The sequence below is a fragment of the Gemmatimonadota bacterium genome (assembly GCA_026706345.1).
Lineage (GTDB): Bacteria > JAAXHH01 > JAAXHH01 > JAAXHH01 > JAAXHH01 > JAAXHH01.
This window is the reverse complement of the sequence record JAPOYX010000198.1, coordinates 41,202-65,782: the sequence shown is the minus strand read 5'-3', so window position 1 is coordinate 65,782 and position 24,581 is coordinate 41,202. Positions and strand designations below refer to the sequence as shown.

The following is a 24,581-nucleotide window of genomic DNA, read 5'->3' as shown; positions in this document are numbered from 1 at the left end:
ACCGCGGGATTCACGCGAATATCGTATTCAGGTATCTCGCCGTGTACCCGACGACGGACATCAGGCGCGCGTAAGGCATGCGCGTCGGGCCGATTACCCCGATAATGCCCGCCATGTCGCCGATTCGATAGGTCGACGTCACCACGCTGCAGGACTGCACTTCGTTCTGGCCGTTTTCGTGTCCGATGGTCACGGCGATCCGGTTTTCATGATGGCGCTCGCTCAGCCAATGGGCCACCGTCCGCTTGTGTTCGAGAAAATGAAGCAGCGACGAAAGCTTCGTGTAATCCGTCACGAACTCCGGCTGCGACACGATATAGGTCGTGCCGCCGATATGGGTCTTCTCGTTCTCCTCGAAATCGAAGAGGTAATTGCTATACTGGATGAACAGCTGGACGATCTTCCGCTTGGACCCTGGCGCGTCCTCCAGGCGTTCGTCGAGCTGCCCCTTGATCTCCCTGAGGGAGCAGCCGTTCAGCCGCTCGTTCAGGAACCAGTTGGCGTCGGCGAGCCGGTCCGCGGGAATATCCGCGTCGAGTTCGGCGACGATGCTCCGGACCAGGCCGGAAGTGAGGGTCAGCACCAGCAGCACCTTGCGTCGGGCGACCGGTATCAGTTCCACCCGGTCGAGTCTTCCGTCGTACAGCCTTGGCGCCAGCGCCACACCGACTTCCCGGCACACCAGGCCGAGGATGTGCGCGGTGTGGCTCAACAGTTCCTGCACGCTCAACCAGTCGTTTTCCAGTTCGAGGTTGATGCGCTCCCTGTCCCGCTTGTTTATGGGCCGCATGCGAAGGAGGGTATCCACGTAGTACCGGTAACCCTTATCCGTCGGAACGCCCCCGGCGGAGGGATGGGGCCGGGTGATGTAACCGGCGTCCTCGAGGTTCACCATGGTATTGCGCACCGTCGCCGGACTCACGGCGATCGGCCCGTTGCCGGCAATCGACTTGGAGCCGACGGGCTGGCCCGTGGTTACATGGTGTTCGACCAGGTTCCGGAGTATATCCTTGTCCCGGTCTGTCTGAAGTGTATACGCCATTTCGATCCCGCGGTCTGTATTGTCTGAATGGGAGGACGTCATACAGGCCAGGTGTCGGAAGCGGCACGGCCCCGAACCGACCCGAGGTGGAACCGTGATGTTCCATGCCTTCCGCAGGCGGACGATCACGCTAAAAACCCGATACTTTAATTACGAATCGCACCCGATGATGTCAAGCGAAAAGCTGGATCCCGGGAACGCCTTTCTCCCGGGCTCTCAACGACTTTTCCTTGACTGCGGGGGGGCGCGCCGGCTATATTCCGGCATCACGTTTCCGGCAATGAAAACCCTCGCTGCAATACGTCGGTTACCCTGGTCGCGTTCTGCGGCACAAGGCGGGAAAAGACAGAGCGGGGTGCAGGCGGAAGCGCGTCGCGGCCTGATGCGGGAGTATGCCATGCTGAGTTCGAAAGTGAAGACATGGTACGTCAACATGCTGGGGCCCTTCGTCCGTACATCCGTGCGGTTCGGGATTCATCCCAACGCGTTGACGATGCTCGGCTTCGGGATCACCCTGGTCTCGGCCTGTCTCTTCGGACTAGGCGCTTTCAGGTGGGCGGGGCTGGTCATGTTCATCGGCGGCAGTTGCGATGTGCTTGACGGGCACCTTGCCCGGGAAACGGGGACCCGAAGCACCTTCGGGGCGCTCCTCGATTCCACGCTGGACCGCTATGCCGAGATTGCCGTATTCATCGGCATCATCGCCTTCTACCTTTTCAGCGCGGGCGACAGCGATCTGAGCGCCTGGTGGGTGCTGGCGTCCGTGATGGCCATCAGCGGCTCCCTTATGGTCAGTTACGTACGGGCCCGGGCGGAGGGGCTCGGGCAGGAGTGTACCGTCGGGCTCATGCAGCGGCCGGAACGGATCATCTGTCTCGGACTGGGTGCGATGCTCGGGGAGACGTACCTTCCCGTCGCCCTGGTTCTGATCGCCGTGGTGTCGAATTTCACGGCCATTACCCGTCTGTTCCACATCCGCAGGAAATCCAAAGGGTGAGGAAAGTTCCATGAAGATTCCCGCGCCGTCGGGAATGGGGAAGACGAGCCGGCGGCCGTTTACGGCCCCGGTACGAAGCATGGCGGGTTTACGCCACAGGAGTTCGGGTCATGCGGGCGCGTAACAGAAGAATCACCCTGATCGGCCTGTTGCTCATCGGTCTGCTGGGCGCCGGATGGCTGCTCAGGTATGACCGCGTGCAGGCGGTCGGCGAACAGCAGTACGACCTGAAGCTCCTGCAACAGGTCGTGGAACGCATCCGCGCCAGGTACGTGGACGACCTGAACGAAGGAGAAGCGATAGCCGCGGCCATCCACGCCATGCTCGCCACGTTGGATCCCTATACGGAGTTTCTGGAGAAAAAGCAGAACGACGAGATGAAAATGATGCAGATCCAGGGGAAGTACGGCGGATTGGGCATCAAGATTCAAAAGCAGGAGGACGCCCTGGTCGTTGTCGCGCTGTTTGACGATACGCCCGCCTACGACGTCGGCCTGCAGACCGGCGACCGCATCGTCCGGATTGAGGACCGGTCCACGGCCGACATCGATGTCTCTCAGGCGGCGGATCTCCTCCGGGGAAGTCCGGGCACTTCCGTGACGATTTCGGTCAGCAGGGAAGGCGAGGCGGCGTCTATCGACTTCACCCTGACGCGGGCCATCATCACCATACCGGTGGTTCCTTACGCGGGCATGCTGGAAGGCGCGGTCGGCTACATCAAACTGAACCAGTTTACCGAAGATGCTTCGAACAAGGTGGAACAGGCGTTGGAACAACTGGGAGAACAGGGCGCCCGGGGCTACGTGCTCGATCTGCGCGGCAATCCGGGAGGATTGCTGGAGCAGGCCGTGGAGGTAGCGGGGAAGTTCCTGGAAGAAGAGCGTCTCATCGTCTACACCATGGGGCGTACCGGTACGGACCAGCGATCCTACCACGCCGCCGATACCTTTACCCTGAAGGACACGCCGCTGGTGGTCCTGGTCGACCGGTACAGCGCCAGCGCGTCCGAGATCGTCGCCGGAGCGATCCAGGACTGGGACCGCGGCGTCGTGGCCGGCCAGCCGACCCTCGGCAAGGCCTCGGTGCAGCAGATTTTTCCCATGAACAAGGAAACGGCCCTGAAGATCACGACGGCGCGGTATTATACGCCGAGCGGCAGGCTCATACAGAAAACCAGGGCGAGCCTGAACGAGCCCGGCCCGTCGAATGCGGCGCGCGGCGATGCGGGCCAGGCGGACGAGACAGAAGCGGAGACGTACGAGACGAACCTGGGCCGGACCGTGTACGGCGGCGGCGGCATCACGCCGGACGTCGAGATCGCGGTGCCCGAATACCCTCACCTGATACAGGCCCTGAACAACCAGAGCCTGTTCATCAAGTTCGCCTCCCACTACGTGTCGGGCGAACCCGATGCGAATCAGGCGACCTTTGACGTATCGGACGCTATGATCGACGCCTTCCGCCGGTTCGTCGAAGCGCGTTCCTTCGAATACATCTCCACGGCGGAACGGACGCTCGACGAGCTGGAAGAGATCGTCCGGGATCGTCTGGACCGCCTGGACCGCCTGGACCGTCCCGCGTCCACCGATGTGCTGGAATCGCTCGCCGATCTGCGGATGAAGCTGAACCGGCAGCATGAACTGGAGTACCTCAGGCACAGGGAGTTGCTCGTAGTCCGCATCGGGACCGAAATCAGCGCGAAGCTCTGGGGAACGACGGGACGGTACGCCTTCGCCACGAAACACGATCCGCAGATCAGGGCGGCCCTGGCGATACTCGAAGACGAAGAAAGATACCGGAAGCTGCTCGGAAACGGCCCTGAAGAATGAAGGCGACGGGAAGCGGCAGGTATACATCCCGGGGCAGGTACACAGGCTGCGCGAGGGTGGCGGAACTGGTATACGCGCTGGATTTAGGATCCAGTGGGGCAACCCATGGGGGTTCGACTCCCCCCTCTCGCATCACGTCCGGGATCTTCGGTCGCAGGGCGCTGGAGCCCCGGCTCTTTTCCGTTGACATTCACCCCTCTCCACGGTTAATTACCACGGCTTGTCAAGCGACGGGCGGGCGCTTTCGGGTCCGGGCCTGTCGTCGTCCGCCGGTTTTACGGAAGACCGGCGCCTGGTGTTCTCGTAATCATGAGCAAGAGCGCGGGAGGAGTTGGCTTGAACTACACGGTGTCCGAACCCAAACCCTGGAAACGCGTCCTGGAGATCGAAGTTCCTTCCGATGCGATTCAATCCGAACTGAACGCGGCCTACGCGCGTTACAGTAGAGAGGTGCGCCTTCCCGGGTTCCGGCGGGGAAAGGTTCCGCTCAGCGTGCTCAAAGCCCGGCTCGGCAATGAAATCCGGGCGGAAGTGCTCGAGAAGAAAATCCCTGAATACCTCAACAGCGCCCACGAAAGCGCCGAGATCAAGCCGATCAGCCGGCCCGTGATCGAGGAGATCGACTATGACGAAGGGCGGGACCTGAAACTGCGGGCCAGCGTGGAGGTCAAACCCGCCATAGAACTCAAGCAGTACAAGGAATTGCGGGTGACCCGGCGGGTGGTGGACGTTTCCGATGACGATATAGACAAGCGGCTCGAAGGATTGCGGGAACGATACGCCACCGTGGTTCGGATCGACGGGGAGGCGGAGAAGGATCACTTTATCCGGGCCGATGTGCAGCACGCGGACGACAACGGGGTGCCGATCATCGGACGCAAGGAGGAAAACCAGTTTTTCCAGATCGGATCAGGCCGCCTCGGAGAGGGGTTCGATACGCAACTCGTCGGTGTCAGGGCGGACGAGGACCGATCCGTTAAAACCACCCTGCCGTCCGATTACCCCGATGAGGGCATGGCCGGTCAGGACGCCTGTTTCATCGTGAGCGTCCGGGAGGTGCTGGAGCGGCAACTGCCCGAGGTGGATGACGACTTCGCGGTGGACATCGGCATGGAGAGCCTGGACGCCCTGAAACAGTCGATCCGGGAGGAAATCGAACGGGAACCGGACCTGGAGTTGCGCAGGGACCTGGTCACGCAGATCGTGGACGCCCACGATTTCGAAGTGCCCGAATCCATGATGACGGCCTACCTCGACCAGGTCGTGGCGGACGCGCGCCGCACCGCGCGGGGCCGGGACGAAGTCGACGAAAACGCCCTTCGTCAGCAGTACCGGCCGGTGGCCAGCAGCCAGATCATGCGCCATCTCATCCTGGACGCCATCAGTGAGCAGGAAGGGCTGACGGTGGATCAGGCGGAAGTGGACGAGCGGCTGGAGGCCCTGGCGGGCCGGGGACAGGCCTCGGTCGACCAGATCCGGCGGCTTTTCCAGGAAAACGGACGGCTGGAACGCATCGAAGCGGATTTAAGAGAAGAGAAAGTCGTTGAATTCCTCGTGCAGCACGCCGACATACAAACGGAGTAGAAGGAGCGCATCATGTTAGTGCCGATGGTGATCGAACAGACGGGCCGGGGAGAACGGGCCTACGACATCTACTCTCTGCTGTTGAAGAACCGCATCGTCTTTATCGGCATGCCGATCGACGACACCATCGCGAACCTGGTGATCGCCCAGTTGCTCTATCTGCAGTACGAAGACGCCGAGAAGGACATCAAGCTCTACATCAACAGTCCCGGCGGCAGCATAACCGCGGGGCTCGCCATATACGACACCATGCAGTTCATCCAGCCCGACGTGGAGACCTATTGCCTGGGCATGGCCGCCAGCATGGGCGCCTTTCTGCTCACGGCGGGCGCAACCGGAAAGCGGTACGCCCTCCCCTATTCGCGCATACTGATTCACCAGCCTTCCATCCCCCACATGGCCGGCACGGCCAAGGATATCGAGATCCAGGCCGAGGAAATGCTTCGCATGAAGCGGACCATGAACGAGATCATGGCTCATCACACCGGCCAGTCCGTGGACAAGATCGAAGCGGATACCGACCGGGACTTCTGGATGTCGCCCGAGCAGGCTGTCGAATACGGCCTGGTGGACCACGTGGTCGAAACCGCCGCTTCCAGGGCCATCGCGGAATCGCTGAACGGGAAAACCGCCTAGGACGGGATCATGAAGAAACGACCGGCGTCGCGGGACCTGCGCTGCTCCTTCTGCAATAGAAACGCCGACGAGGTGGAACGCCTCATCACGGGTCCGAACGTATACATCTGCAACGAGTGCATCCTGATGTGCAACGGGATCCTCGCCGAGGAGATGAGCCGCAGCACCCTGTCGACCGTCGAGCACCTCCCCCTGCCCACGGAGATCAAGGAGGCGCTGGACGAATACGTCATCGGCCAGGAACAGGCCAAGAAGGTGCTTTCCGTTGCCGTGTACAACCATTACAAGCGCATACAGCACGGCGCCGCGCAGGACGAAGTGGAACTGGAGAAGAGCAACATCCTGCTGATCGGCCCCACGGGCACCGGGAAGACGCTGCTGGCCCAGACCCTGGCGAAAATGCTGCACGTGCCCTTCTGCATCGCGGATGCCACGGTGCTCACGGAAGCCGGATACGTGGGCGAAGACGTGGAGAGCGTCCTGGTCCGCCTGCTCCAGGCCGCGGATTACGACGTGCCGAAAGCGGAAAGCGGCATCGTCTATATCGACGAGGTCGACAAGGTGGCGCGCAAGTCGGCCAACCCCTCCATAACCCGCGACGTGTCGGGAGAAGGCGTGCAGCAGTCCCTGCTCAAGATGCTTGAAGGAACCATCGCCAACGTACCTCCGAAGGGCGGCCGGAAACACCCCGAACAGAACTTCGTCCAGATCAACACGCGGAACATCCTCTTCATCTGCGGTGGCGCTTTCGACGATCTCGACCAGATCATCGAACGGCGGACCGCGGAAGGGACCATCGGATTCGGCGGCGTGTCGAAGAATTCCGCGGGCCGCAATACGAGTGAACTCCTCGCCCGGGTCGAACCCGACGACCTGCTGCAGTACGGGCTGATACCGGAAATCATCGGCAGGCTGCCCGTGATCGCCACGCTGGGCGAACTCGACGCCGATGCGCTGATGGAAATCCTGCTCAAGCCCAGGAACGCCCTCGTGAAGCAGTACCAGCGGCTGCTCGAAATGGAAGACGTCAAGCTGACCTTCACGGACGAAGCCCTCCAGGCTGTGGTGAAGGAGGCGATGGACAAGAAGACGGGCGCGCGTTCGTTGCGGTCCATCCTCGAGGAAGTGATGCTGGACGTGATGTTCGACGCGCCGACGCGGGACGACCTGCGCGAGGTCGTCGTTACGGAGGAAACCGTGAAAGAAAAAGCGCCGCCCGTCTACGTCCAGGGCAAGGAAAGCAAGCAGAGCGCCTGACCTCCACCCGCGGTCCGCCTGCCCGTTCCCGCGAACCAGCCGTCCGACGATTTCCCATGATTACCCTGAAACGCACCGACCCCATTACATTCGACGACAAGCTGCCCCTCATACCGCTCCGTGAAGTGGTCGTGTTCCCGTACATGGAATACCCTCTCATCATTGCGAGGGACGCTTCCATCAAGGCCCTGGAGCACGGGGTCAACAACGACCGTCTGCTCTTCCTGACCGCCCAGCGCAACCCGGATGTCGAAACCCCCGTGAAGGAGGACGTACACAGAACGGGGATCGTGGCCCGGATCCTGCAGGTGGTAAAGCTGCCCAACGGCCTCATCCGCGTACTCGTCGAGGGGATCGTCCGGGCGCGGATCGTCCGGTTTCTGTCCACCGACCCCTACATGCGCGTCAAGATCGCCCTGGTCGAGGAAACCGAAGACAATCAGGCGGAGGTGCAGGCGAGACTGCGGACGGTCGTGGATCAGTTCTCGGAGTACATCAAGCTGAACCAGCAGGCGCCCGACGAGATCCTGCTGTCCCTGCAGAACATGGATGACGCCCAGCGCCTGGTGGATACGATGTCGGCCTTCATCCAGCAGAGCCCCCAGGTCAAGCAGCGGCTCATCGAGGCGCCCTCGATCACCGAGCAGCTCGATGAACTGGCCGCCATTCTGGCCACGGAGCTGGAGATCCTGGAGATCAAGAACCAGCTCGACGGCGAAGTCCGGGAAAGGATTCACAAATCGCAGCGGGAGTTCTTCCTCCAGGAGCAGATGCGCGTGATCAAGCAGGAACTGGGCGAACTGGAGGACCTGCCGGAAAACCTGGGTGGCCTGGCACAGCAGATCGCAGACGCGAAGATGCCTAAAGAGGCCCACGAAAAGGCCATGAACGAACTGGACAAGCTCCAGCAGATGCATCCCACCTCGCCCGAAGCGACGGTGATCCGCAACTACCTCGAGTGGCTCGTCGAGGTGCCGTGGCGAAAGCGGACGCGGGACAACCGGGACATCGTAAAAGTGGAGTCCGTCCTCGATGCCGATCACTACGGGCTGGAAAAACCGAAGGAACACATTCTCGAGTACCTGTCGGTGATCCAGCTCACCCGGCACCTTAAGGGTCCGATCCTGTGCCTGGTCGGTCCGCCCGGCGTGGGCAAGACGTCTCTGGGCCGTTCGATCGCACGCGCCATGGGCCGCAAATTCGTCCGCATGTCTCTCGGCGGCGTACACGACGAAGCCGAGATACGGGGCCATCGCCGGACCTATATCGGTTCCATGCCCGGACGCATCATACAGGCGATGCGCCGCGCCGGGAGCGTCAATCCGGTCATCCTGCTCGACGAGGTGGACAAGCTGGGCCGGGACGTGCGCGGCGACCCCGCGTCAGCCCTGCTGGAGGTGCTGGACCCCGAACAGAACAACACTTTCAACGACCACTACCTTGAAGTGGATTACGATCTGTCCCGGGTGTTGTTCCTGACGACGGCCAACACGACCGACACCATCCCCCCGGCCCTGAACGACCGTATGGAGATCCTCGAGCTGCCCGGCTATCTCGAAACCCAGAAACTGGCCATCGCCCGGGGTTTCCTGGTACCCAAGCAGGTGGAAGCCCACGGATTGAAGAAGGAGCGCGTCACCTTCAGGAAGGAAGCCCTGTTGGGCATCATCCGGGAGTACACGCGAGAAGCCGGCGTCCGGGGACTGGAACGTCACATCGCCGCCGTGTGCCGCAAGCTGGCCCGAAAGGTGGTGGAAGGCAAGTCGGGAAAAGGTATGCAGGTTACGCGCAGGCAGCTTTCCGATCACCTCGGCGTGCCGCGTTACCTGGATTCGGAAGTCGTGAAACAGGATTCGGTGGGCCTGGCGACGGGACTCGCCTGGACACAGTCGGGAGGCGATATCCTTACCATCGAGGTCAGCGTCCTGAACCGCCGTGGCGCGGGGAGGCTGACGCTTACCGGCCAGCTGGGCGAAGTGATGCGGGAGTCGGCCCACGCGGCACTCACCTACGCCCGTTCCCGTGCGGCCTCGCTGGGACTCGAGCCGGACTTCTACAAGAACGTCGAGATTCACGTGCACATGCCCGAGGGCGCGATCCCCAAGGATGGCCCCTCCGCCGGGATCACCATCGCGACGGCGCTCTGTTCGGCGCTGACCGGCGTGCCGGTGCGGTGCGATATCGCCATGACGGGCGAGATCACGCTCCGCGGAAACGTGTTGCCCATCGGCGGGCTGAACGAGAAACTGATCGCCGCGCGCCGGGCGGGTATCAGGGAAGTGGCGATCCCTCAGCGCAACCGGAAGGACCTGGTGGATGTACCGCCGGAAGTAAAGGAAGGGATCGATCTCCGCCCGGTGGCGACCATGGACGAAGTGCTGAAACGAGCCATGGGCATCACCGTGGTGGAATCCCACGTTCCCGCCCTGCTCCCCAATCAGGCCGTCGCGCAGCCGGCTATAAAACCCCTTTAGCCACCCGGTCCCGTCTGGCCCCGTCTGTTCCCGCCCGGTGTCGCCGCGGTCAGGGCGCCGCCTCTTCCGGATCGGATACGAGGCCGCCGCCGGTTATCTCCAGCACTCTACGCGTTCCGTCTCCGATTTCGATATGCACCGTGATCGCGTCGGAGGGCATGATCTCCGGAAATTTGTCGCCCCATTCCACGAGACAGACGCAGGTGTCCACGTATTCGTCGAAGCCGAGTTCCAGCACCGAATCCGGGCTGTCCAGCCGGTAGAAGTCGAAATGGGCCACTCGAAGTCGGCCAAGCCGACCGTCGTACTCGTTGACGAGGGTGAAGGTGGGACTCGTGACCGGTTCGCCGATGCCCAGGCCGGCGCATATCCCCTGGATGAAACGGGTCTTTCCCGCGCCGAGATCGCCGGTTACCAGCACCGTGTCTCCCGGCTCCAGCCGCGCGGCCAGGCGCTCTCCGAGACGCGCCGTCTGATCGGGGCTTCCGGAATCGAATCTGATCCGTTCAGGAATTGCCGGCATGTTCGAATGATTGGGAGCACTCACCCGATTTCCTTCAACCCGCCCATATAGGGTACCAGCACCTCCGGTACGCGGATGCTGCCCCGCCCGGTCTGATAGTGTTCGAGAACCGCGATCAGGGTCCGCGCCATGCCCATGCCGGATCCGTTCAGGGTGTGCACGAACCGGCTTTTGCCGTCCTCGTCCCGATATCGGATACCGCTTCTTCGCGCCTGGAAATCCTCGAAATTGCTGCACGAGGAGACTTCCAGCCAGCGGTTTACGCCGGGCGCCCAGGCTTCCAGGTCATAGCACTTCGCCGCGGCGAAACTCAGGTCGCCCGTGCTCAGGACCACCACGCGGTAGGGGATGTTCAACAACTGCAGCACTTCCTCCGCGTCGTTCACCAGCGTTTCCAGTTCATCGTAGGAGGTCTCGGGACGGACGAACTTGACCATCTCCACCTTGTCGAACTGGTGCACCCGGATCAGTCCCCGGGTCTCCCGCCCGTAGGAGCCGGCTTCGCGGCGGAAGCAGGGGCTGTAGGCCGTGTAGCAGATCGGCAGGTCGTCCCCGGCGAGCATTTCGTCGCGGTGCATGTTGGTGACGGGGACTTCCGCGGTGGGTATGAGGAACAGGTCGTCCAGGTCCGTCCGGTACATGTCTTCTTCCATCTTGGGCAGCTGCCCCGTGCCGAACATGCTCTGGCGGTTGACGATGAAGGGCGGGATGACCTCCGTGTATCCGTGCTTCTGGATATGGAGGTCGAGCATGAACTGGATCAGCGCGCGCTGCAGCCTGGCGCCGTCTCCCTTGAAGAGGACGAAATGGCTGCCCGATATCTTGCCCGCCCGCTGGAAATCGATGATGTCGAGGGCTTCCCCGAGGTCCCAGTGGGCCTTGCGTTCGAACTCCACCTCGGGCGTGGCGCCCCAGCGGCGCACCTCCACGTTGGCGCTTTCGTCCGCGCCGACCGGCACCGTGGGATGGGGGATGTTGGGCAGGCGCTCGAGCACGGACTGCAGGCTGTCCTGGATGCCGGCCAGGTGGGCGTCGATATCCTTGATGCGCGCGGACACCTCCCGCATTTCCTCGATCCGCGCGGAAGCGTCTTCGCCGCCGCGCTTCATGCGCGCGATTTCGTCGGACACGGTATTTCGCTGCTGTTTGAGCGATTCGCTCGTCTGCAGCAGCTCCCGGCGCCGGACGTCCAGGTCGAGGAACTGGTCGACGTCGACCCGCTCGTTCTTGTTCGCGACCGCCTGCTTTACCGTTTCGGGATTGTTCCTGACGAATCGCTGGTCCAGCATGTTCCCTCCGTGGCCGTGTGACCGGGGACTGCGTCTTTTTCGTGGATCCTGTGGATGCCTGGCCGCTACAAAACACGGTAAAATAGGAAGATACTTCCGTTCCCGGCAAGCAGAAACGAATCAGCGGCGGTTTCTGAACTCCAGCATGCCCCAGTGGCACATGGCGAAGTCGTATTTCACCGGATCGTCCGGGTCGAATCTTCTCAGCGCCCGCGTGACTTCCTCGGCCATTTTCCAATCCGCCTGTCGGCGGGACGTCAGGCCCAGCCGCCTGGAAATCCGGGCCACGTGGGTGTCGATCGGCATGACCAGGCTGGAGGGGGAAATACGCTGCCAGAGACCCAGGTCCGGGGCGTCCCGGCGTACCATCCAGCGGACGTAGAGGTTCATCCGCTTGCAGGCGCTTCCCGTTCTCGGGGAGGGCAACAGGTAGCGGATCCCCGTTTTCGCCCCGCGCCGTTCCGCGGGGTGATCCTCCCGCGCGTACCCGAGGAGCGTATCGGTGAAATGGCTCAGCGCGGGACCCGTATGGGGGTCCGATGCGCGGTGGCCCCGGGCGAAGAGCGCGCCAAGGGAGCCATGCCGGCGCAGGGCCTGCTGCATGAGCCCCACCAGCATCGACAGGTCTCGCCCCCGCGTCCACCGGTATACGAACCCGTCGAATCGTCCGCCGTCCCGTCCCGGGTCGAAGCCCATGACGAAGTCCCGGGGCGCTTCCCCCATCCTCCCCAACGCTTCAGCGGCCGCTCCCGTGATCAATTCAGCCCGGCCGTAGGCCAGTGAAGCCGCGACCAGGCCGGCGATCTCTTGATCTTCCGGTCGGTTGAAGCGTCTCACCACTTCGAGCGGATCAGGCGAGATCATCGAAAAGTCGAAAGAACGGTACAGTTCTTCCAGGCGGTCTCCTATCGCGGTCCGGTCGATGCGCGTCATGTCGAAGCATCCGTTCTGCCGACCCGGTTTCAATGCCCGGATTCGGTCGAGGTATGCCACAGGCGGCTTGACTTGAAGGTATCAGGTGGCTTGACTTGAATATATATTGTATGCTGCGTGTCCCGTAACCCGATTTGCGCCGCTGGATGAGCCCGGCCCGATACGGTCGGCCGTGGTTCGGCGGCAAGGTGCCGAAATGAACCCAGAACAGCTGATCGAACAGATAGAGCGGGGCCGGATCGATCCGGTGTACTTCTTCACCGGCGACGAGGCGTACCGGAAGGAAGAAGCCATAGACGCCCTGGTCGCCCGCGTCATCGACCCCGGGACGGAAGCGTTCTGCCTGGACGTGTTTCGCGGCGACGAAAGCGACGCCACCGCGATCCTGACGGCCGCATCGCTGGTGCCCATGATGACGGACCGCCGGATCGTCGTGGCGAGGGATTTCCACCGATTGCCGCAGAAGGACCGGGAAGCCGTCGCGGATTACGCTGAGCGGCCCGCGTCAAGCACGGTCCTGGTGCTCGAGGCGCCCCGGGTGAACCTGAAGACCAAACTGTACGGACGGCTGGCGGCGGCGGCGGTTTCGGTGGTGTTCTACCCGCTGTTTCCCGAACGGGTTCCGGCATGGCTTCAGCAGCACGCGCGGCGCTACGGGAAGCGCCTGACCTCGGAGGCCGCCCACCAGTTGCAGGCCGTCGTGGGGCAGGACCTGGGGGAACTGGCCGGAGAGCTGGAAAAGCTGGCCGTGTTCGTCGGCGGCCGGGAAACGATAGCGGCCGGAGACGTGGAAAGTTCGCTCGGACCCGTTCGCGCAGGTTCGGTATTCGACATCGCCGAGGCCGTGGGCGAGAAAGACCTGGCCAGGGCGCTGGGCGCCTACCAGCGCGCGATTGACGGCGGCGACGCGCCCCAGGCCATCGTATCGCTCTTCGTCCGTCATCTGGTGATACTTTGGAAGATACGGTTCCTGAAACGGGAGCGCCGGAACGACGACGATATCAAGAAGAAACTGCAGCTGGGTTGGGGGTTCAACCGGTTTTACAACCGCTACGCCGCCCAGTCCAGGCTCCTTGCGGGACGAGACCTGTTAAACGGTTTCGAGGCGCTGTCCGAGGCCGATATAGCGCTGAAGACCAGCACGCTGTCGCCCGAACTCGTCATGCGGCGGCTGTTGTACACGTTGTGCACGGGCCAGGCGGGCCAGGCGGACCAGGCGGACCAGGCGGCATGGACCCGGACGGCCTGACAGGCGAACCGGGCCGGCCCAGACCGGAGAATCGGGAAACGATGGCCGGAGAAACGGCCGGGGAGCCGGCATTTCGATCATGAATACCATGGAAGGCATCGTAATCAGGGAACACCGGGGCGTGTTCGACGTGGAGACCCGGCACGGGATCCTCGCCTGCGCGCTGCGCAGCAGGATGAAGAAAGCGCTGATCTATCCGGAGCGGGACGACCGGCATCACTCCGTGGAGCAGGTCGGCCGCATTGAAGCGGTGAACCCGGTTGCCATCGGCGACCGCGTGCGCGTCGTGGAGGACCAGGGGGAAACGGGCGCCATAGAAGAGGTGCTTCCCCGCCGCTCGAAACTCTCCCGTCTCGCCCCCGGCAGGCGGCGCGTCGAGCAGATCATGATCGCCAATGCCGACTATCTCGTCGTCGTCTTCGCCGTGAGGAACCCGCAGCCGAATCTGCAGTTGCTGGACCGCCTGCTCGTGGCCGCGGAAGCCGGCAACCTGGCCCCGGTCATCTGCCTGAACAAGATAGACCTGGCGACGGACGCGGATCCGGATATACCGGGGATCTACACAAGGGCCGGTTTCCGCGTCATCCCGACCAGCGCCGTGACCATGCAGGGGGTCGATGTGCTGAAGGCCACGCTACGGAACAGGACATCCGCGATCGCGGGTCCGTCCGGCGCGGGAAAGACCTCCCTGCTCAACGCCATACAGCCCGGTCTGGGACTCCGGATTCGCGAGGTGAACCGGACGACGGGCCGGGGCCGGCATACCACCACCTATCTCGCCGCGCACAGGCTCGTTGCCGGCGGCCTGGTCATCGATTCTCCGGGAATCCGGGAATTCAGCCTGTGGGACGTGTCGCCCCGCGAGCTGCCGGAACTGTTCCCCGAAATGCGCGACCACCTGTCGGGCTGCAGGTTTCACGATTGTACGCACGTCCACGAACCGGACTGCACCCTGCGGACCGCCTTGTCGGCGGGAGCCGTGTCCAGGGAGCGATACGACAGTTACGTCGCGTTGCGGGAAGAACTGGCCGGCGGACGGTAGGTTGGGAGGAACGCCGTTGGCCGCGCGGGGTCTTCGGACCGGTGCCGGGTGGGCCAGGCAGGTGGACCAGGCGCTCGACGGATCGGGCGATCGGCGTACCAGGCGGCCGGCCAGGGGCTCAGAATCCGATGTCCCGGTCCGTATCCGCGCATATGCCGGAAAAGGTGATCGGCACGTCCAGGGGAAGTTCTCTTTCTCGGCCCGTGCCGCAACGGTTCGACCGAAGCACGACGTTCAGATGGTTGGGCAGGTGCGTCTCGTCGAATCCCGCGATCTCCCCGATCTCTTCCTGCCGGACGGTGACGGTATCGCCGCACAGCAGCAAACCCGTTTCCGAAACTTCCGCGAAGCCGATGTAGGCGGCCCGGTTCACCTTCGAACCCGGACCGGCGTCTTCTTCGTCGGTGCAGATGAGTTCCAGGACGTCTCCCCGCCTCACCGCCCGGGAGAGCTGGGGAATCAGCTTCAGTCCCCGATCCTCCGCAGTCAGGTCCAGGACGGCAAAAAGCCGCGCCGACAGTTCCGTCTTGCTCGAATAGTGCGCCCGGTTGACCCGGCCTTCTACGTGTGGATCCCTGGAACCCGCCATGTTCGACCCCTTCCGGGCAGTTGATTCAATCAGGTCACTTTCGACTGAAACCCGCCAGCAGGACGCCGATTTCATCCTGCGCTCGACGGGCGGTCGACGCCGGGCCGACGAAATTGTTCATCATGATCGAGAAGACCAGGGGTTCGCCGTCCCGGGTGCTTACATAGCCGCTCAGGCAGCTCACGCCGGTCAGGGTGCCGGTCTTCGCCCGGAGATTGCCCATGGCCGCCGTATCCTTCATCCGGTTCCTCAGGGAGCCGTCCACTCCCGCGACGGGCAATGCCTCCCGAAAGCTCCCGCCGATCGCGGCATCGTGGTACATGGCCGTCAGCAGGTCCACGATCTGGTCGGGGGACACGTAGTTGTACCACGACAGGCCGGAACCGTCGGCGAACCGGTAGGCGGCCGGGTCCAGGGCGATATAGTCCGTCAGGACCCCCCGCAGCGCGGCCAGACCGTCGACGGCCGTACCCGTCTCGCCTGTGACGTGGCGTCCCATGGTTTTAACGAGCAGTTCCGCCGTCAGGTTGCTGCTGTACTTGAGCAAAAGGGCCAGGGCCCCGGGCACCGGCGATGACCACGTCGCCAGCGCCCGTGCGCGCGTCGGCGTGATCCCCCTTCGCACGGGGCCGGTGACGCGGATGCCGCGGCCCTGCAGCGTGTCCCGGAACAGGTTTCCCGCGTACAGCCCGGGTTCTTCGACGGACCGGTAGTATGCCTGCTCTTTCGCGTCCATCCCGAGGCGGCCGGTCACGACGATTCGGTTGGACCGCGCCGGCCAGTCCCGTTCGACCCGGAGCGGTTCGACGGCCGACGTATCCCCGGCCGCCGCCGTCAGGGCCTCCACTTCGAAGGTGACGGACGTCGTCGGCGGATCCACTCGGACCGTCACGGGCGCGCCGACGGCGGCGCCGGGAGATACACCGATCCACACGCTGTTGCCGTTCACCGAGAGCGCGTTCAGCGAGGCGGAGTAGCTGTACTGCACGTCGTCCCACATCCATCCTTCGCCGTAGGGTACCCCGTCCAGGTAGGCGTCGTCGACGACGATGTCGCCCGCGATGACCCGCGTCCCGCACCATTCGGCGACGACGACGGCGAGGCTGTCCAGGTGCGCCGATTCCAGCAGTGGGTCTCCGCGGCCGAGAAGATAAAGCGAAGTGTAGAGGGTATCGCCCCTGGCATAGGCGTCTCCGTCGCCGAACACGGTCGTCAGATAGCGATAGTCCGGTCCCATGGTACGCAGGACGCCCGCGGCGGTGAACAGCTTCGTATTGGACGCGGGATGAAACAGTCCGCCGGAATGCCGCGAGAAGAGGGTTCGGCCGGTGACCGGCGACACGACTTTCACGCCTATGGTCATGGGCGCCAGGTCCGGGTGGTCCAGGATCCGGCCTATGTCCTCTGCCAGGCGGCGTTCCGGCCCGGAAGGTCCGCCGCGGAACTGCAAAGGACCGCCGCAGGCGAGGACGAGCAGGGCAAGGGTCAGCAGGGCTCCGGCCACGGGAAAGGCGGTCGCGCCGGTGGTCGGTATCGCTCTCATCATGCCAGCGTCCGGTCGATCGCCCGTACCACGTCATCGTAACGGGCGGGAAGTTCGAGGGGAGACTGTCCATGTTTCACTTTGACGTCGTTCAGCCGGTTTTCGTGGTATCCGACTTTGAAATCGGTGAACTTCAGGCCGTTCGCCGTGGAGATGATGATGACACGGTCCGAGGCGTGAATCTCGCCCCGTTCGACCATTTTGAAGAGCGCCGCCAGCGCGACGCCCGTGTGCGGACAGTTGTAGAGTCCGGTAAGATCGCCCCGGGCGGAGGCGTTCGCGATTTCGTCCTCGGTGGCCTGTTCGACTTTGCCGTCGAAGGTCCGCAACACGCGCACCGCGCGTTTGTAGCTGACGGGGTTGCCGATCTGAATGGCGCTGGCAACGGTCTTTTCGGCATGGACGGGTTCGTATTCGCCGAACCCCTTCAGGTAGCTCAGGTAGAGCGGATTGGCCCGCGCGGCCTGCGCGCAGACGATGCGCGGGCGCTTGTCGATCAGCCCGAGCTCCTCCATCATCAGGAATCCCTTGCCCAGCGCGGAGACATTGCCCAGGTTTCCGCCCGGGATGATGATCAGGTCGGGCACCTCCCAGTCGAACTGCTGGCAGATCTCGATCCCGATCGTCTTCTGCCCCTCCAGGCGCAGGGAGTTCATGGAATTCGCCAGGTAGATGCCCTCGTTTTCCGCCACCTGCTGGACGATCTCCATGCATCCATCGAAATCCGTATCCAGCGATAGGGTCAGCGCGCCGTGGGAGATGGGCTGTATGAGCTGGGTCACGGAAACCTTGTCCCTGGGCAGAAACACGATGGCCGGGATGCCCGCCGAGGCGCAGTAGGCCGCCAGCGAAGCCGAGGTGTCTCCCGTGGATGCGCACGCGATCCCCCTGATTCCTTTGCCTTCCGCTATCATCTGGTTCACCATGGAGACCAGCACGGTCATGCCCAGGTCCTTGAATGAACCGGTGTGGTTGTTTCCGCACTGTTTCACCCACAGGTCGTCGAGGCCGAGTTCCCTGCCGAGCCGCTCGGCCCAGAACAGGTTGCTGCCGCCCTCGTAGATGGAGACGACGTGCTGATCGTCCACCGCGGGACAGACCCATTCCTTCTTTCCCCAGACCGAGCTCCCGTAGGGATAGTCCGTTCGCCGGTACCGCTCGTCGAACAGCCTCATCCAGGCCGCGGCGCCGCGGGCCCCGAGGCTTTCCAGGTCATGGGCGACGTCGAGGAGGCCCCCGCAGACACGGCATCGATAGATGATTTCGTTCAGAGGATAGGTTTCGCTGCAGCCTTCTATGCACTGAAACCATGCCCTGTTTTCCATGCGAACCCGCTTTTCTTCCCGCAGCCGCTCGAACCCGCTTTTCTTCAAGCCCGAAACTACCTATCGCGTACTTTTTTGAAAAAAATGAAATAAAATGTTGACTATGAAAAGGACCGCATATATACTTACTAATCGTTGCAAGCGAATAACTAAACACAACCGAACCATCACCAGCGCAACACCTTATGCGGGTCCGTGCATAATGTCAAGGAAGATATGGCGGCGGGCGCGGGTATTGCGATGAGTATGATATTGTAATGGGTTCGGGCCGTGTTATGCAATTCGTTTCAGTCTACATGGAAGGATGAAATTTATTTCGTGTTTCTTGTCGTCCGCATCGGCCCCATGCAGTGGGCGGAATACGGCTGACGGTCTTGTTTTACTTAGAGTCCCATGGAGTTTCGGATACAGCCGGACGCGTATTGGCAAGTCGTTTGAAATCTGGCACGCTGTTTGCATTTGATAAACGATTTGAATTCCTGCGCTTTCAATTACCGTTGTTTCGTCGCGTGTTCACGCCCTTGCACGCGGCCATTCGTATGTCGGTTCTAACATAAAGGTATTAGGATTATTCATTATATACTATTGCCCCATTACTATCGCTGGAGGGAGGTGAGTGTTACCAACGTACGTTTCGATTTTGAAGTTGAGTCTGCAATGCTTAGATACCGTCAGCAGGCCGGGGCAAGCTGACAATACTCAGAAGGGCTCTGTCAAACGAGGAGTGAATTAGATGTCTACCATAATTTCACGAGCTTTACGCTTCGCGTTCGCCTTTGCGTTATTGCTCAGTTTCTCGACGGATGCGCTGGCGCAGTTGTCGCTGGGTAAGATTTCCGGTGTCGTGGTCGATCAGGCGACGCGGGAACCGCTGCCGGCAGCCAGTGTTCGCGTTGAGGGCACGGTAATGGGTGCGATGGCGAATGACATGGGCGAGTATTTCATCCTGAACGTACCGCCCGGTACCTATACCCTGGTGGTGAACGTCATCGGTTACGTTCCGTTGCGTGTGGTGGGTACGGGAGTCAACGCCGACCTTACCACCACGTTGAACTTCGAACTGGAATCCACGATACTGGAATCCGCCGAAGCGGTCGAGGTCGTGGCGACTCGGGACCTGGTGGAGAAGAGCCTTACCTCCACGCGGACCATCGTGGACGCCGAGGAAATCCAGGCGCTTCCCATCGTGAATATCGCCGAAGTGGTCCTGACCACGGCGGGCAGCTTCGCCGGAAACCTCCGCGGCGGCCGCGCCCAGGACCAGCAGACCACGGTCGACGGTTCCACGGTGACGGGCCAGCATCAAAACAGGGCTCAGGCATTCGAGATCAATCCGTACATGATCCAGGAACTTGAGGTCAAGACGGGTACGTTCAACGCAGAGTACGTGAATGCACTGTCCGGTATCACCTCCGTCGTAACGAGGGACGGCGGTTCGCAATTCAGCGGTAACTTCGAATACCGCACTCTGGGCCAGAAGGGACTCAACTGGGCCAAGCCGCCGGACATGGATTTGGCCGACGCGTACCGGGCCGGCACCCTGTCGGAAGATGATCTCCGCACTGCGATAGACGACGCGATCGAGAAGACGAACAAGTTCAATAATGATCCGGCCAGGGCCGAGGACGGCCTGAGGCTGAAAGACCCGTTCGATACGTTGATCACGACCGGCCCCGCAGACGGTTGGACGGCGAGTTACAGCCGCGACAACTACTACTGGGACTATGATCGGATCAATCCGGAGATCGAGTCCCTGAATTTCTCGTATCTCACGAATGGCGCTCCGGTCTCCGACGAAGCCAGCAAGTCCGTCGACCGCGTTTTTCACCCGGACAAGTACAATGCGTTCGCCCGCAACAACCGGACCGAGAAGCGCCCGGTGCAGATCGATTTCGGCATGGGCGGGCCGTTGGGCGGCAAGCTGAACTGGTTCGCTTCCGGTCGGTTCAACGAAAGCTGGGGGCGGAATCCTCACGACTACAGCCGTCTGATGAATGCATTCGTCAAGGCGACTTACCGGCCGAGGACCAGTATGAAGCTGTCCATGTCCGGGCTCATCGAGGATGAGGGTTTCTTCAGCAAGAAAGGGCAGCGTAGCACGCCTTACGGTTGGAAGTACATCGCCGAAGGAAGAAACCAGGCCTACAACGGTCGTCTGCATTTCAACGTAGCTTTCACCCACACGCTCAGTACGCGCACTTTCTATGAAGTCCGTTTCAGTCATTTGCGCGAGTACAACGAGCGTTACAATCCCAAGTACGGGAAAGAGCCGCTTCCGGGCGATTCGCCGGAATTCATCTCCTCTCTAGGCTACAACCCGACGGAGCAGGGCTCTCAGAGCGGATACCTTGTGTATGGCGACGAAGCATACGCGTCGATCGATTTCGGTAATTACAGCAGTCTGCGCCCGTTCAAGACCGACGCCAACTTCTCCATCACAAGCCAGGTCACGTCGAACCACCAGTTCAAGGCGGGTCTCGGAATTACCCTGTATGATTTCGAGGAGAACGCCCGGGGGCCCGCGCGTGGCGCCGCCGTGCCGCTTTTCAACGAATTGAACGCGGACCCGTCCAATAGTATCCTTCCGTTGTCGGGACGGCAGACCCACGTCTACCCGTACGAATACTTCGCGTACATGCAGGACCGTATCGAATACGGCAGCCTGGTGGTTAACGCGGGCTTGCGCCTGGATATCTTCAACGCGAACGCCAATGCGATCAATCCGTTCCGTCCTCGTTCGGGCCCTCTTACCATTCACGACGACCCGGACTACCGGACCATCGAACCTTCGATAAAGACCGCGCTGGCTCCCCGGCTGGGTATCTCCCATCCGATTACGGACCGGGCGGCGTTGCACTACTCGTACGGTATATTCAACCAGCGTCCTCCGTTGAACAACCTGTACGACGGTCTTGTGCAGTCCTCTCCGTTCGAAAGGAATCACGGAAATCCGGACCTGCCGTACCAGAAGTCGACGAACTACGAAATGGGTCTGCAGGCCGAGATTTATCCGGGATACTATCTGGATGCCACCGGGTATTTCCGTGATGTGAACAGTCTGCCGCTGCAGTGGCTCTTTGCTCCTGAGACTGCCTTCATCGGCGGTTCTCAACGCGAGATCTCCGTCCTGCTTCCCACTTACGCGCAGGATACCCGGGGTCTTGAACTTTCGTTCAGGCGGCAGATGGCCAATCGTTTCTCCCTGCGAGCCAACTACACCCTGGCGTTTACCACTGATTTGATTACGCCACTGTCGTTCCGCGAGCGCAACGGTGATACGGTTACTTCTTTCGCAGATTTCGTGGACGGCACGCCTGTGCCGGTGACCTATATACGGGAGTATACGCAGTTTGATCGGCGCCACCGTATAGTAACGAACCTGCTGTTGGAGCTTCCTTACGGGATAACCGCGTCGTTCCTGACCAAGGCGCAAAGCGGCAATCAGTACCGTACGTCGAGTGAGGATATCGTCGATCCCCTCGGGCTGCTTGCCTCGTCCAGGCGATCTCCGTGGACCTGGACCACCGATCTTTATGCGCAGAAGTCGTTCGATCTGGGTAACGTGAGTCTCGGTGTATTCACCCAGGTCAACAACCTCTTCGATCGCGTAAACGTCTACAGTGTCATCACGGGCTCCACCTTTTCGGCTTCCGACCGCTGGCAGCGTCGTGGCGATCCGGTGGGGATAAACGGCGGACCCGTCGGCGGGATCGGCACCCAGAACAATCAACCGCGCGATATATGGGTAGGCCTCAACCTGTCCTGGTAGTTTCACAAAATCCGTGAAAGCACGCGCGTAATCGCGTGCTTTCACGACCCGAATGCTCTGGCGGCGTATCACCTGACGTCGCCGGAAAAGGAGGTTCGTTTTGAAGAATTGGCGTCGATATATTGTAGCCGGCGCGGTCGCAATCGCGGCATTGGCGGTTTTTGGGATATCCCAATTTCTCAACGCCCGGCCTGATGCTCCGTCCCGCGATCGTCTGGAGCCGATTAACAGCCGGATTCCGGAGGAGTTGGCCATAGGCGAAAAAGAGTCGGCATTTCTCGCCGGCAACCATTACATGGTCAATATGAATTCGGAATTGAGCGACACCTTCACCCACAACGGTTGGCGTGGTTCCGGTCGAAGCATGGCTCCGTCAATGGGTTTTCCGTCTTTTACGTACCCGACGGGCGGATTTGACCAGCCGTTATGGGCGAGCGCCTTCGGGATAACCGCATATCTTCCCGACGTGTCGAAGGCGGGAGCCGGAAGCGACCGCGTCGAGGGCGCTTTCGTAGGAACCAACAACGTCTACAGATTCCCGAAGCTCGCGCCGGTCCACCTACCCACGGGTTACTGGTCGGATCTGGGCGGTATGGGAAGCGACGGTTTTGGTCTCGGCACCGTAGGACCGGGTGGTTACCGCGAGCCGTTTATTACGGACACGACATTCAAAACCAACAACGGGGTTAACGTTCATCGCCAGTCGTACAGTTTCAGTTACGGCTACGGCCATACCAACGATTTCATACTTCTTCGCAACGTGTTGGACGTTACAGGCGAAGTTGACATTCTATTAGATGGAAAGAATGTCCAGAAAGACATCGTCATCAAGAACTTCTTCGCGATCTTCAACTATGACTTCGATATTGGGGTGGCCCGTTCTCCGCAGGGCGGAGGCGTCTCTGGTGGAGGCGGCGGTGACGACAAGCAGCCTCCCGGCGTGTTTCGCAGAACCATGCCCCTCGCGACCCCGGTAGACCTGATCAATTCAGGTCGATTCGACCGGCCGCCTTACGGGCCGCGTTTCTATTCGGGCCTGGTCACCATGTTCGACGAAGATGCACCCGGTATCGATGGTGTGGACACCTATCTCTGGAACACGACCCTCGGCCTCTTCAATCCCATGCACGTGGGCGAAGCCTCCCTGATGGTGCTGGAAGGCGATGGCAGGGGGCCAATGGGAGATCTGGACGCCGAAGCGGCGCTGGATATCTTCGAAGCGCCCTCCATCGGCTTGTTTCAGACTCACGAGTGGTGGGTTGCCGACCTTCGGGGTGTGTACAACTGGTACATCGGTAGTATGACGAAGTATCTGACCGACGCTACGATCCGGAACAACGCGGTTTCGGGTGACATTACCGCGAACGCGACGTTGTTCACAAGCGGCGGCAGGATGACCGACACCACGGATATCAGCACCTGGACCGCCAAGACGCAGACCGGGCAGTCGGCCGAAGGCATGGGTATGCTCTGGGGCGATCCGCGTAACCTGACGCAGGCTAATAATCCGGGCCTTCGGGCTGGCGTCGGGCTGAGGAAGGGGATGTATGACCACATAACCCTTTTCGATCTTGACGGGGTGTTCAAAGGCATCGTACCGGATCCGTATGAGGGTTCCGACACCAAGGAAGAGACTTCCGGTCCCGGTTGTATTCGAAACGCGTTGGGATGGGGTCCGTACACCAAGGGTCCCGGTGAGTCCCTGACCATCTGGCACGTCGACCTGGCTGGCGCCGGGAAAGACGGTGCGTACGACGTGTATCTCCGGGCGCAGGACGTCTGGATGCAGCGCAAGTACAATCCAGCCAATGATACGTACTACTGGGATGGTTCCAATGACCGCATTCTTCCGGTGTACAATGCGGATGGTTCGATTGTGCGGGACGCCGACGGCAAAGCGATGACCGAGGTCATGAACTTCGGTCGAGGCGCAACCAGCGGCGCGTTGTTCCACCCGCCTCCTCCTCCGACGCTTTCCGTGTTCCCGACGAATAACGGTACGATCGCGCTGGCGTGGGCCAATAACGCTGAAACCGCCCGTGATCCTGGTACGGGATCTATTGATTTCGCGAAGTATCGCGTCTACCGCGCTTCGGGGTTCATCGATCAGTTCCCGACGGCGACGGTCGCCCATCCGGTTGGTTACAATAGTACGATGATCCCGCCGAATCTGGGTCTGAGTGAAGGCGCGTCACCCGTAACAGACGTGAGCGATCCGACATCATCTGCCGTCAAGCAGGGCCATCCGTACGCCCGGTTTATCCATGAAGGCCTGACGCTCGGCGCCGATTTCAATATCGGCCGGGTGTATGACTTCGTATCTCCCAAGCTGGTGAACAACTTCGCGGCGCCGAATTTTGTCGGACCATACGTCCAGATTGCGGAATTCGGTGGTGGTGGCGGCAATCAGGTCAACACGCTGAGCCCGCCCGAAGAGGTAATTTATCCGAACCCGTTGGCCGCAGACAGGCGGATTCCGGGATTTGAGGATGATACCATC

Annotated in this window: 17 protein-coding genes and 1 tRNA gene; 11 read left to right on the top strand and 7 right to left on the bottom strand. The window is 61.5% G+C overall.

The window, feature by feature from the left end; translation table 11 throughout:
• Positions 1–10: 10 nt before the first annotated feature.
• Positions 11–1,042 carry a heat-inducible transcriptional repressor HrcA gene (gene hrcA, locus OXG98_13420; protein ID MCY3773003.1) on the bottom strand — a complete coding sequence of 344 codons (1,032 nt, stop codon included), beginning with the start codon at positions 1,040–1,042 and terminating at the stop codon, positions 11–13.
• A 397-nt stretch (positions 1,043–1,439) separates the two neighbouring features.
• Here hrcA and OXG98_13415 point away from each other — a divergent pair, with 397 nt between their 5' ends.
• From OXG98_13415 to lon, 7 genes are all read left to right on the top strand, one after another.
• Entirely contained in the window at positions 1,440–2,039 is a 600-nt protein-coding gene (locus tag OXG98_13415; GenBank protein MCY3773002.1) for a CDP-alcohol phosphatidyltransferase family protein, read from the top strand.
• A 110-nt stretch (positions 2,040–2,149) separates the two neighbouring features.
• On the top strand, positions 2,150–3,868 hold the full coding sequence (locus OXG98_13410) for a S41 family peptidase (protein ID MCY3773001.1): 1,719 nt from the start codon (positions 2,150–2,152) through the stop codon (positions 3,866–3,868).
• Positions 3,869–3,918: 50 nt separating this feature from the next.
• A tRNA-Leu gene (locus tag OXG98_13405) sits at positions 3,919–4,000 on the top strand.
• Positions 4,001–4,204: 204 nt separating this feature from the next.
• The gene (gene tig / locus OXG98_13400; protein MCY3773000.1) at positions 4,205–5,452 is read left to right on the top strand and encodes a trigger factor; all 1,248 of its coding nucleotides are present in this window, start codon (positions 4,205–4,207) and stop codon (positions 5,450–5,452) included.
• Between the two features lie 12 nt (positions 5,453–5,464).
• The gene (locus OXG98_13395) at positions 5,465–6,088 is read left to right on the top strand and encodes an ATP-dependent Clp protease proteolytic subunit (GenBank protein MCY3772999.1); all 624 of its coding nucleotides are present in this window, start codon (positions 5,465–5,467) and stop codon (positions 6,086–6,088) included.
• A 9-nt stretch (positions 6,089–6,097) separates the two neighbouring features.
• Positions 6,098–7,345 (top strand): ATP-dependent Clp protease ATP-binding subunit ClpX, encoded by a 1,248-nt coding sequence (gene clpX / locus OXG98_13390; GenBank protein MCY3772998.1) that lies wholly within the window; start codon positions 6,098–6,100, stop codon positions 7,343–7,345.
• A gap of 56 nt (positions 7,346–7,401) precedes the next feature.
• Positions 7,402–9,819, top strand: a complete 2,418-nt coding sequence (gene lon / locus OXG98_13385) for an endopeptidase La (GenBank protein MCY3772997.1) — start codon at positions 7,402–7,404, stop codon at positions 9,817–9,819.
• A 49-nt stretch (positions 9,820–9,868) separates the two neighbouring features.
• Here the strand turns inward: lon and tsaE are convergent, their stop codons facing one another.
• The 3 genes from tsaE to OXG98_13370 form a co-directional block, all read right to left on the bottom strand.
• Positions 9,869–10,366, bottom strand: coding sequence for a tRNA (adenosine(37)-N6)-threonylcarbamoyltransferase complex ATPase subunit type 1 TsaE (tsaE, locus tag OXG98_13380; GenBank protein ID MCY3772996.1), 498 nt, complete (start codon positions 10,364–10,366; stop codon positions 9,869–9,871).
• On the bottom strand, positions 10,363–11,631 hold the full coding sequence (gene serS / locus OXG98_13375; protein MCY3772995.1) for a serine--tRNA ligase: 1,269 nt from the start codon (positions 11,629–11,631) through the stop codon (positions 10,363–10,365). The genes tsaE and serS overlap by 4 nt, the downstream gene beginning before the upstream one ends.
• A gap of 120 nt (positions 11,632–11,751) precedes the next feature.
• A complete protein-coding gene (locus tag OXG98_13370) occupies positions 11,752–12,564 on the bottom strand; it encodes a TIGR02757 family protein (GenBank protein ID MCY3772994.1) in 813 nt (270 codons plus the stop codon).
• A gap of 196 nt (positions 12,565–12,760) precedes the next feature.
• On the opposite strand from OXG98_13370, the gene holA reads away from it, so the two are divergent.
• Together holA and rsgA are read left to right on the top strand one after the other, a co-directional pair.
• The gene (gene holA, locus OXG98_13365) at positions 12,761–13,813 is read left to right on the top strand and encodes a DNA polymerase III subunit delta (protein MCY3772993.1); all 1,053 of its coding nucleotides are present in this window, start codon (positions 12,761–12,763) and stop codon (positions 13,811–13,813) included.
• Positions 13,814–13,892: 79 nt separating this feature from the next.
• Positions 13,893–14,855, top strand: coding sequence for a ribosome small subunit-dependent GTPase A (gene rsgA / locus OXG98_13360; GenBank protein MCY3772992.1), 963 nt, complete (start codon positions 13,893–13,895; stop codon positions 14,853–14,855).
• A 118-nt stretch (positions 14,856–14,973) separates the two neighbouring features.
• Here the strand turns inward: rsgA and OXG98_13355 are convergent, their stop codons facing one another.
• The 3 genes from OXG98_13355 to thrC are packed head-to-tail and all read right to left on the bottom strand — an operon-like array spanning position 14,974 to position 18,312.
• Entirely contained in the window at positions 14,974–15,444 is a 471-nt protein-coding gene (locus OXG98_13355) for a hypothetical protein (protein MCY3772991.1), read from the bottom strand.
• A 34-nt stretch (positions 15,445–15,478) separates the two neighbouring features.
• Positions 15,479–16,990 carry a D-alanyl-D-alanine carboxypeptidase/D-alanyl-D-alanine-endopeptidase gene (dacB, locus tag OXG98_13350; protein MCY3772990.1) on the bottom strand — a complete coding sequence of 504 codons (1,512 nt, stop codon included), beginning with the start codon at positions 16,988–16,990 and terminating at the stop codon, positions 15,479–15,481.
• Complete coding sequence (gene thrC / locus OXG98_13345; protein ID MCY3772989.1) at positions 16,987–18,312, bottom strand: threonine synthase; 1,326 nt, start codon at positions 18,310–18,312, stop codon at positions 16,987–16,989. The genes dacB and thrC overlap by 4 nt, the downstream gene beginning before the upstream one ends.
• Positions 18,313–19,045: 733 nt before the next feature.
• Between thrC and OXG98_13340 the strand changes: the two genes are divergently transcribed.
• The gene (locus OXG98_13340; GenBank protein ID MCY3772988.1) at positions 19,046–22,081 is read left to right on the top strand and encodes a TonB-dependent receptor; all 3,036 of its coding nucleotides are present in this window, start codon (positions 19,046–19,048) and stop codon (positions 22,079–22,081) included.
• Between the two features lie 247 nt (positions 22,082–22,328).
• A partial coding sequence (locus OXG98_13335) for a hypothetical protein (GenBank protein MCY3772987.1) occupies positions 22,329–24,581 on the top strand: 2,253 nt, incomplete at its 3' end.

Coding starts and splice junctions, on each gene's coding strand:
- lon (MCY3772997.1), top strand. CDS start 7,402: ATGATTACCCTGAAACGCACCGACCCCATTACATTCGACGACAAGCTG.
- serS (MCY3772995.1), bottom strand. CDS start 11,631: ATGCTGGACCAGCGATTCGTCAGGAACAATCCCGAAACGGTAAAGCAG.
- OXG98_13370 (MCY3772994.1), bottom strand. CDS start 12,564: ATGACGCGCATCGACCGGACCGCGATAGGAGACCGCCTGGAAGAACTG.
- hrcA (MCY3773003.1), bottom strand. CDS start 1,042: ATGGCGTATACACTTCAGACAGACCGGGACAAGGATATACTCCGGAAC.
- OXG98_13355 (MCY3772991.1), bottom strand. CDS start 15,444: ATGGCGGGTTCCAGGGATCCACACGTAGAAGGCCGGGTCAACCGGGCG.
- rsgA (MCY3772992.1), top strand. CDS start 13,893: ATGAATACCATGGAAGGCATCGTAATCAGGGAACACCGGGGCGTGTTC.
- thrC (MCY3772989.1), bottom strand. CDS start 18,312: ATGGAAAACAGGGCATGGTTTCAGTGCATAGAAGGCTGCAGCGAAACC.
- OXG98_13340 (MCY3772988.1), top strand. CDS start 19,046: ATGTCTACCATAATTTCACGAGCTTTACGCTTCGCGTTCGCCTTTGCG.
- OXG98_13415 (MCY3773002.1), top strand. CDS start 1,440: ATGCTGAGTTCGAAAGTGAAGACATGGTACGTCAACATGCTGGGGCCC.
- OXG98_13395 (MCY3772999.1), top strand. CDS start 5,465: ATGTTAGTGCCGATGGTGATCGAACAGACGGGCCGGGGAGAACGGGCC.
- dacB (MCY3772990.1), bottom strand. CDS start 16,990: ATGATGAGAGCGATACCGACCACCGGCGCGACCGCCTTTCCCGTGGCC.
- holA (MCY3772993.1), top strand. CDS start 12,761: ATGAACCCAGAACAGCTGATCGAACAGATAGAGCGGGGCCGGATCGAT.
- clpX (MCY3772998.1), top strand. CDS start 6,098: ATGAAGAAACGACCGGCGTCGCGGGACCTGCGCTGCTCCTTCTGCAAT.
- OXG98_13410 (MCY3773001.1), top strand. CDS start 2,150: ATGCGGGCGCGTAACAGAAGAATCACCCTGATCGGCCTGTTGCTCATC.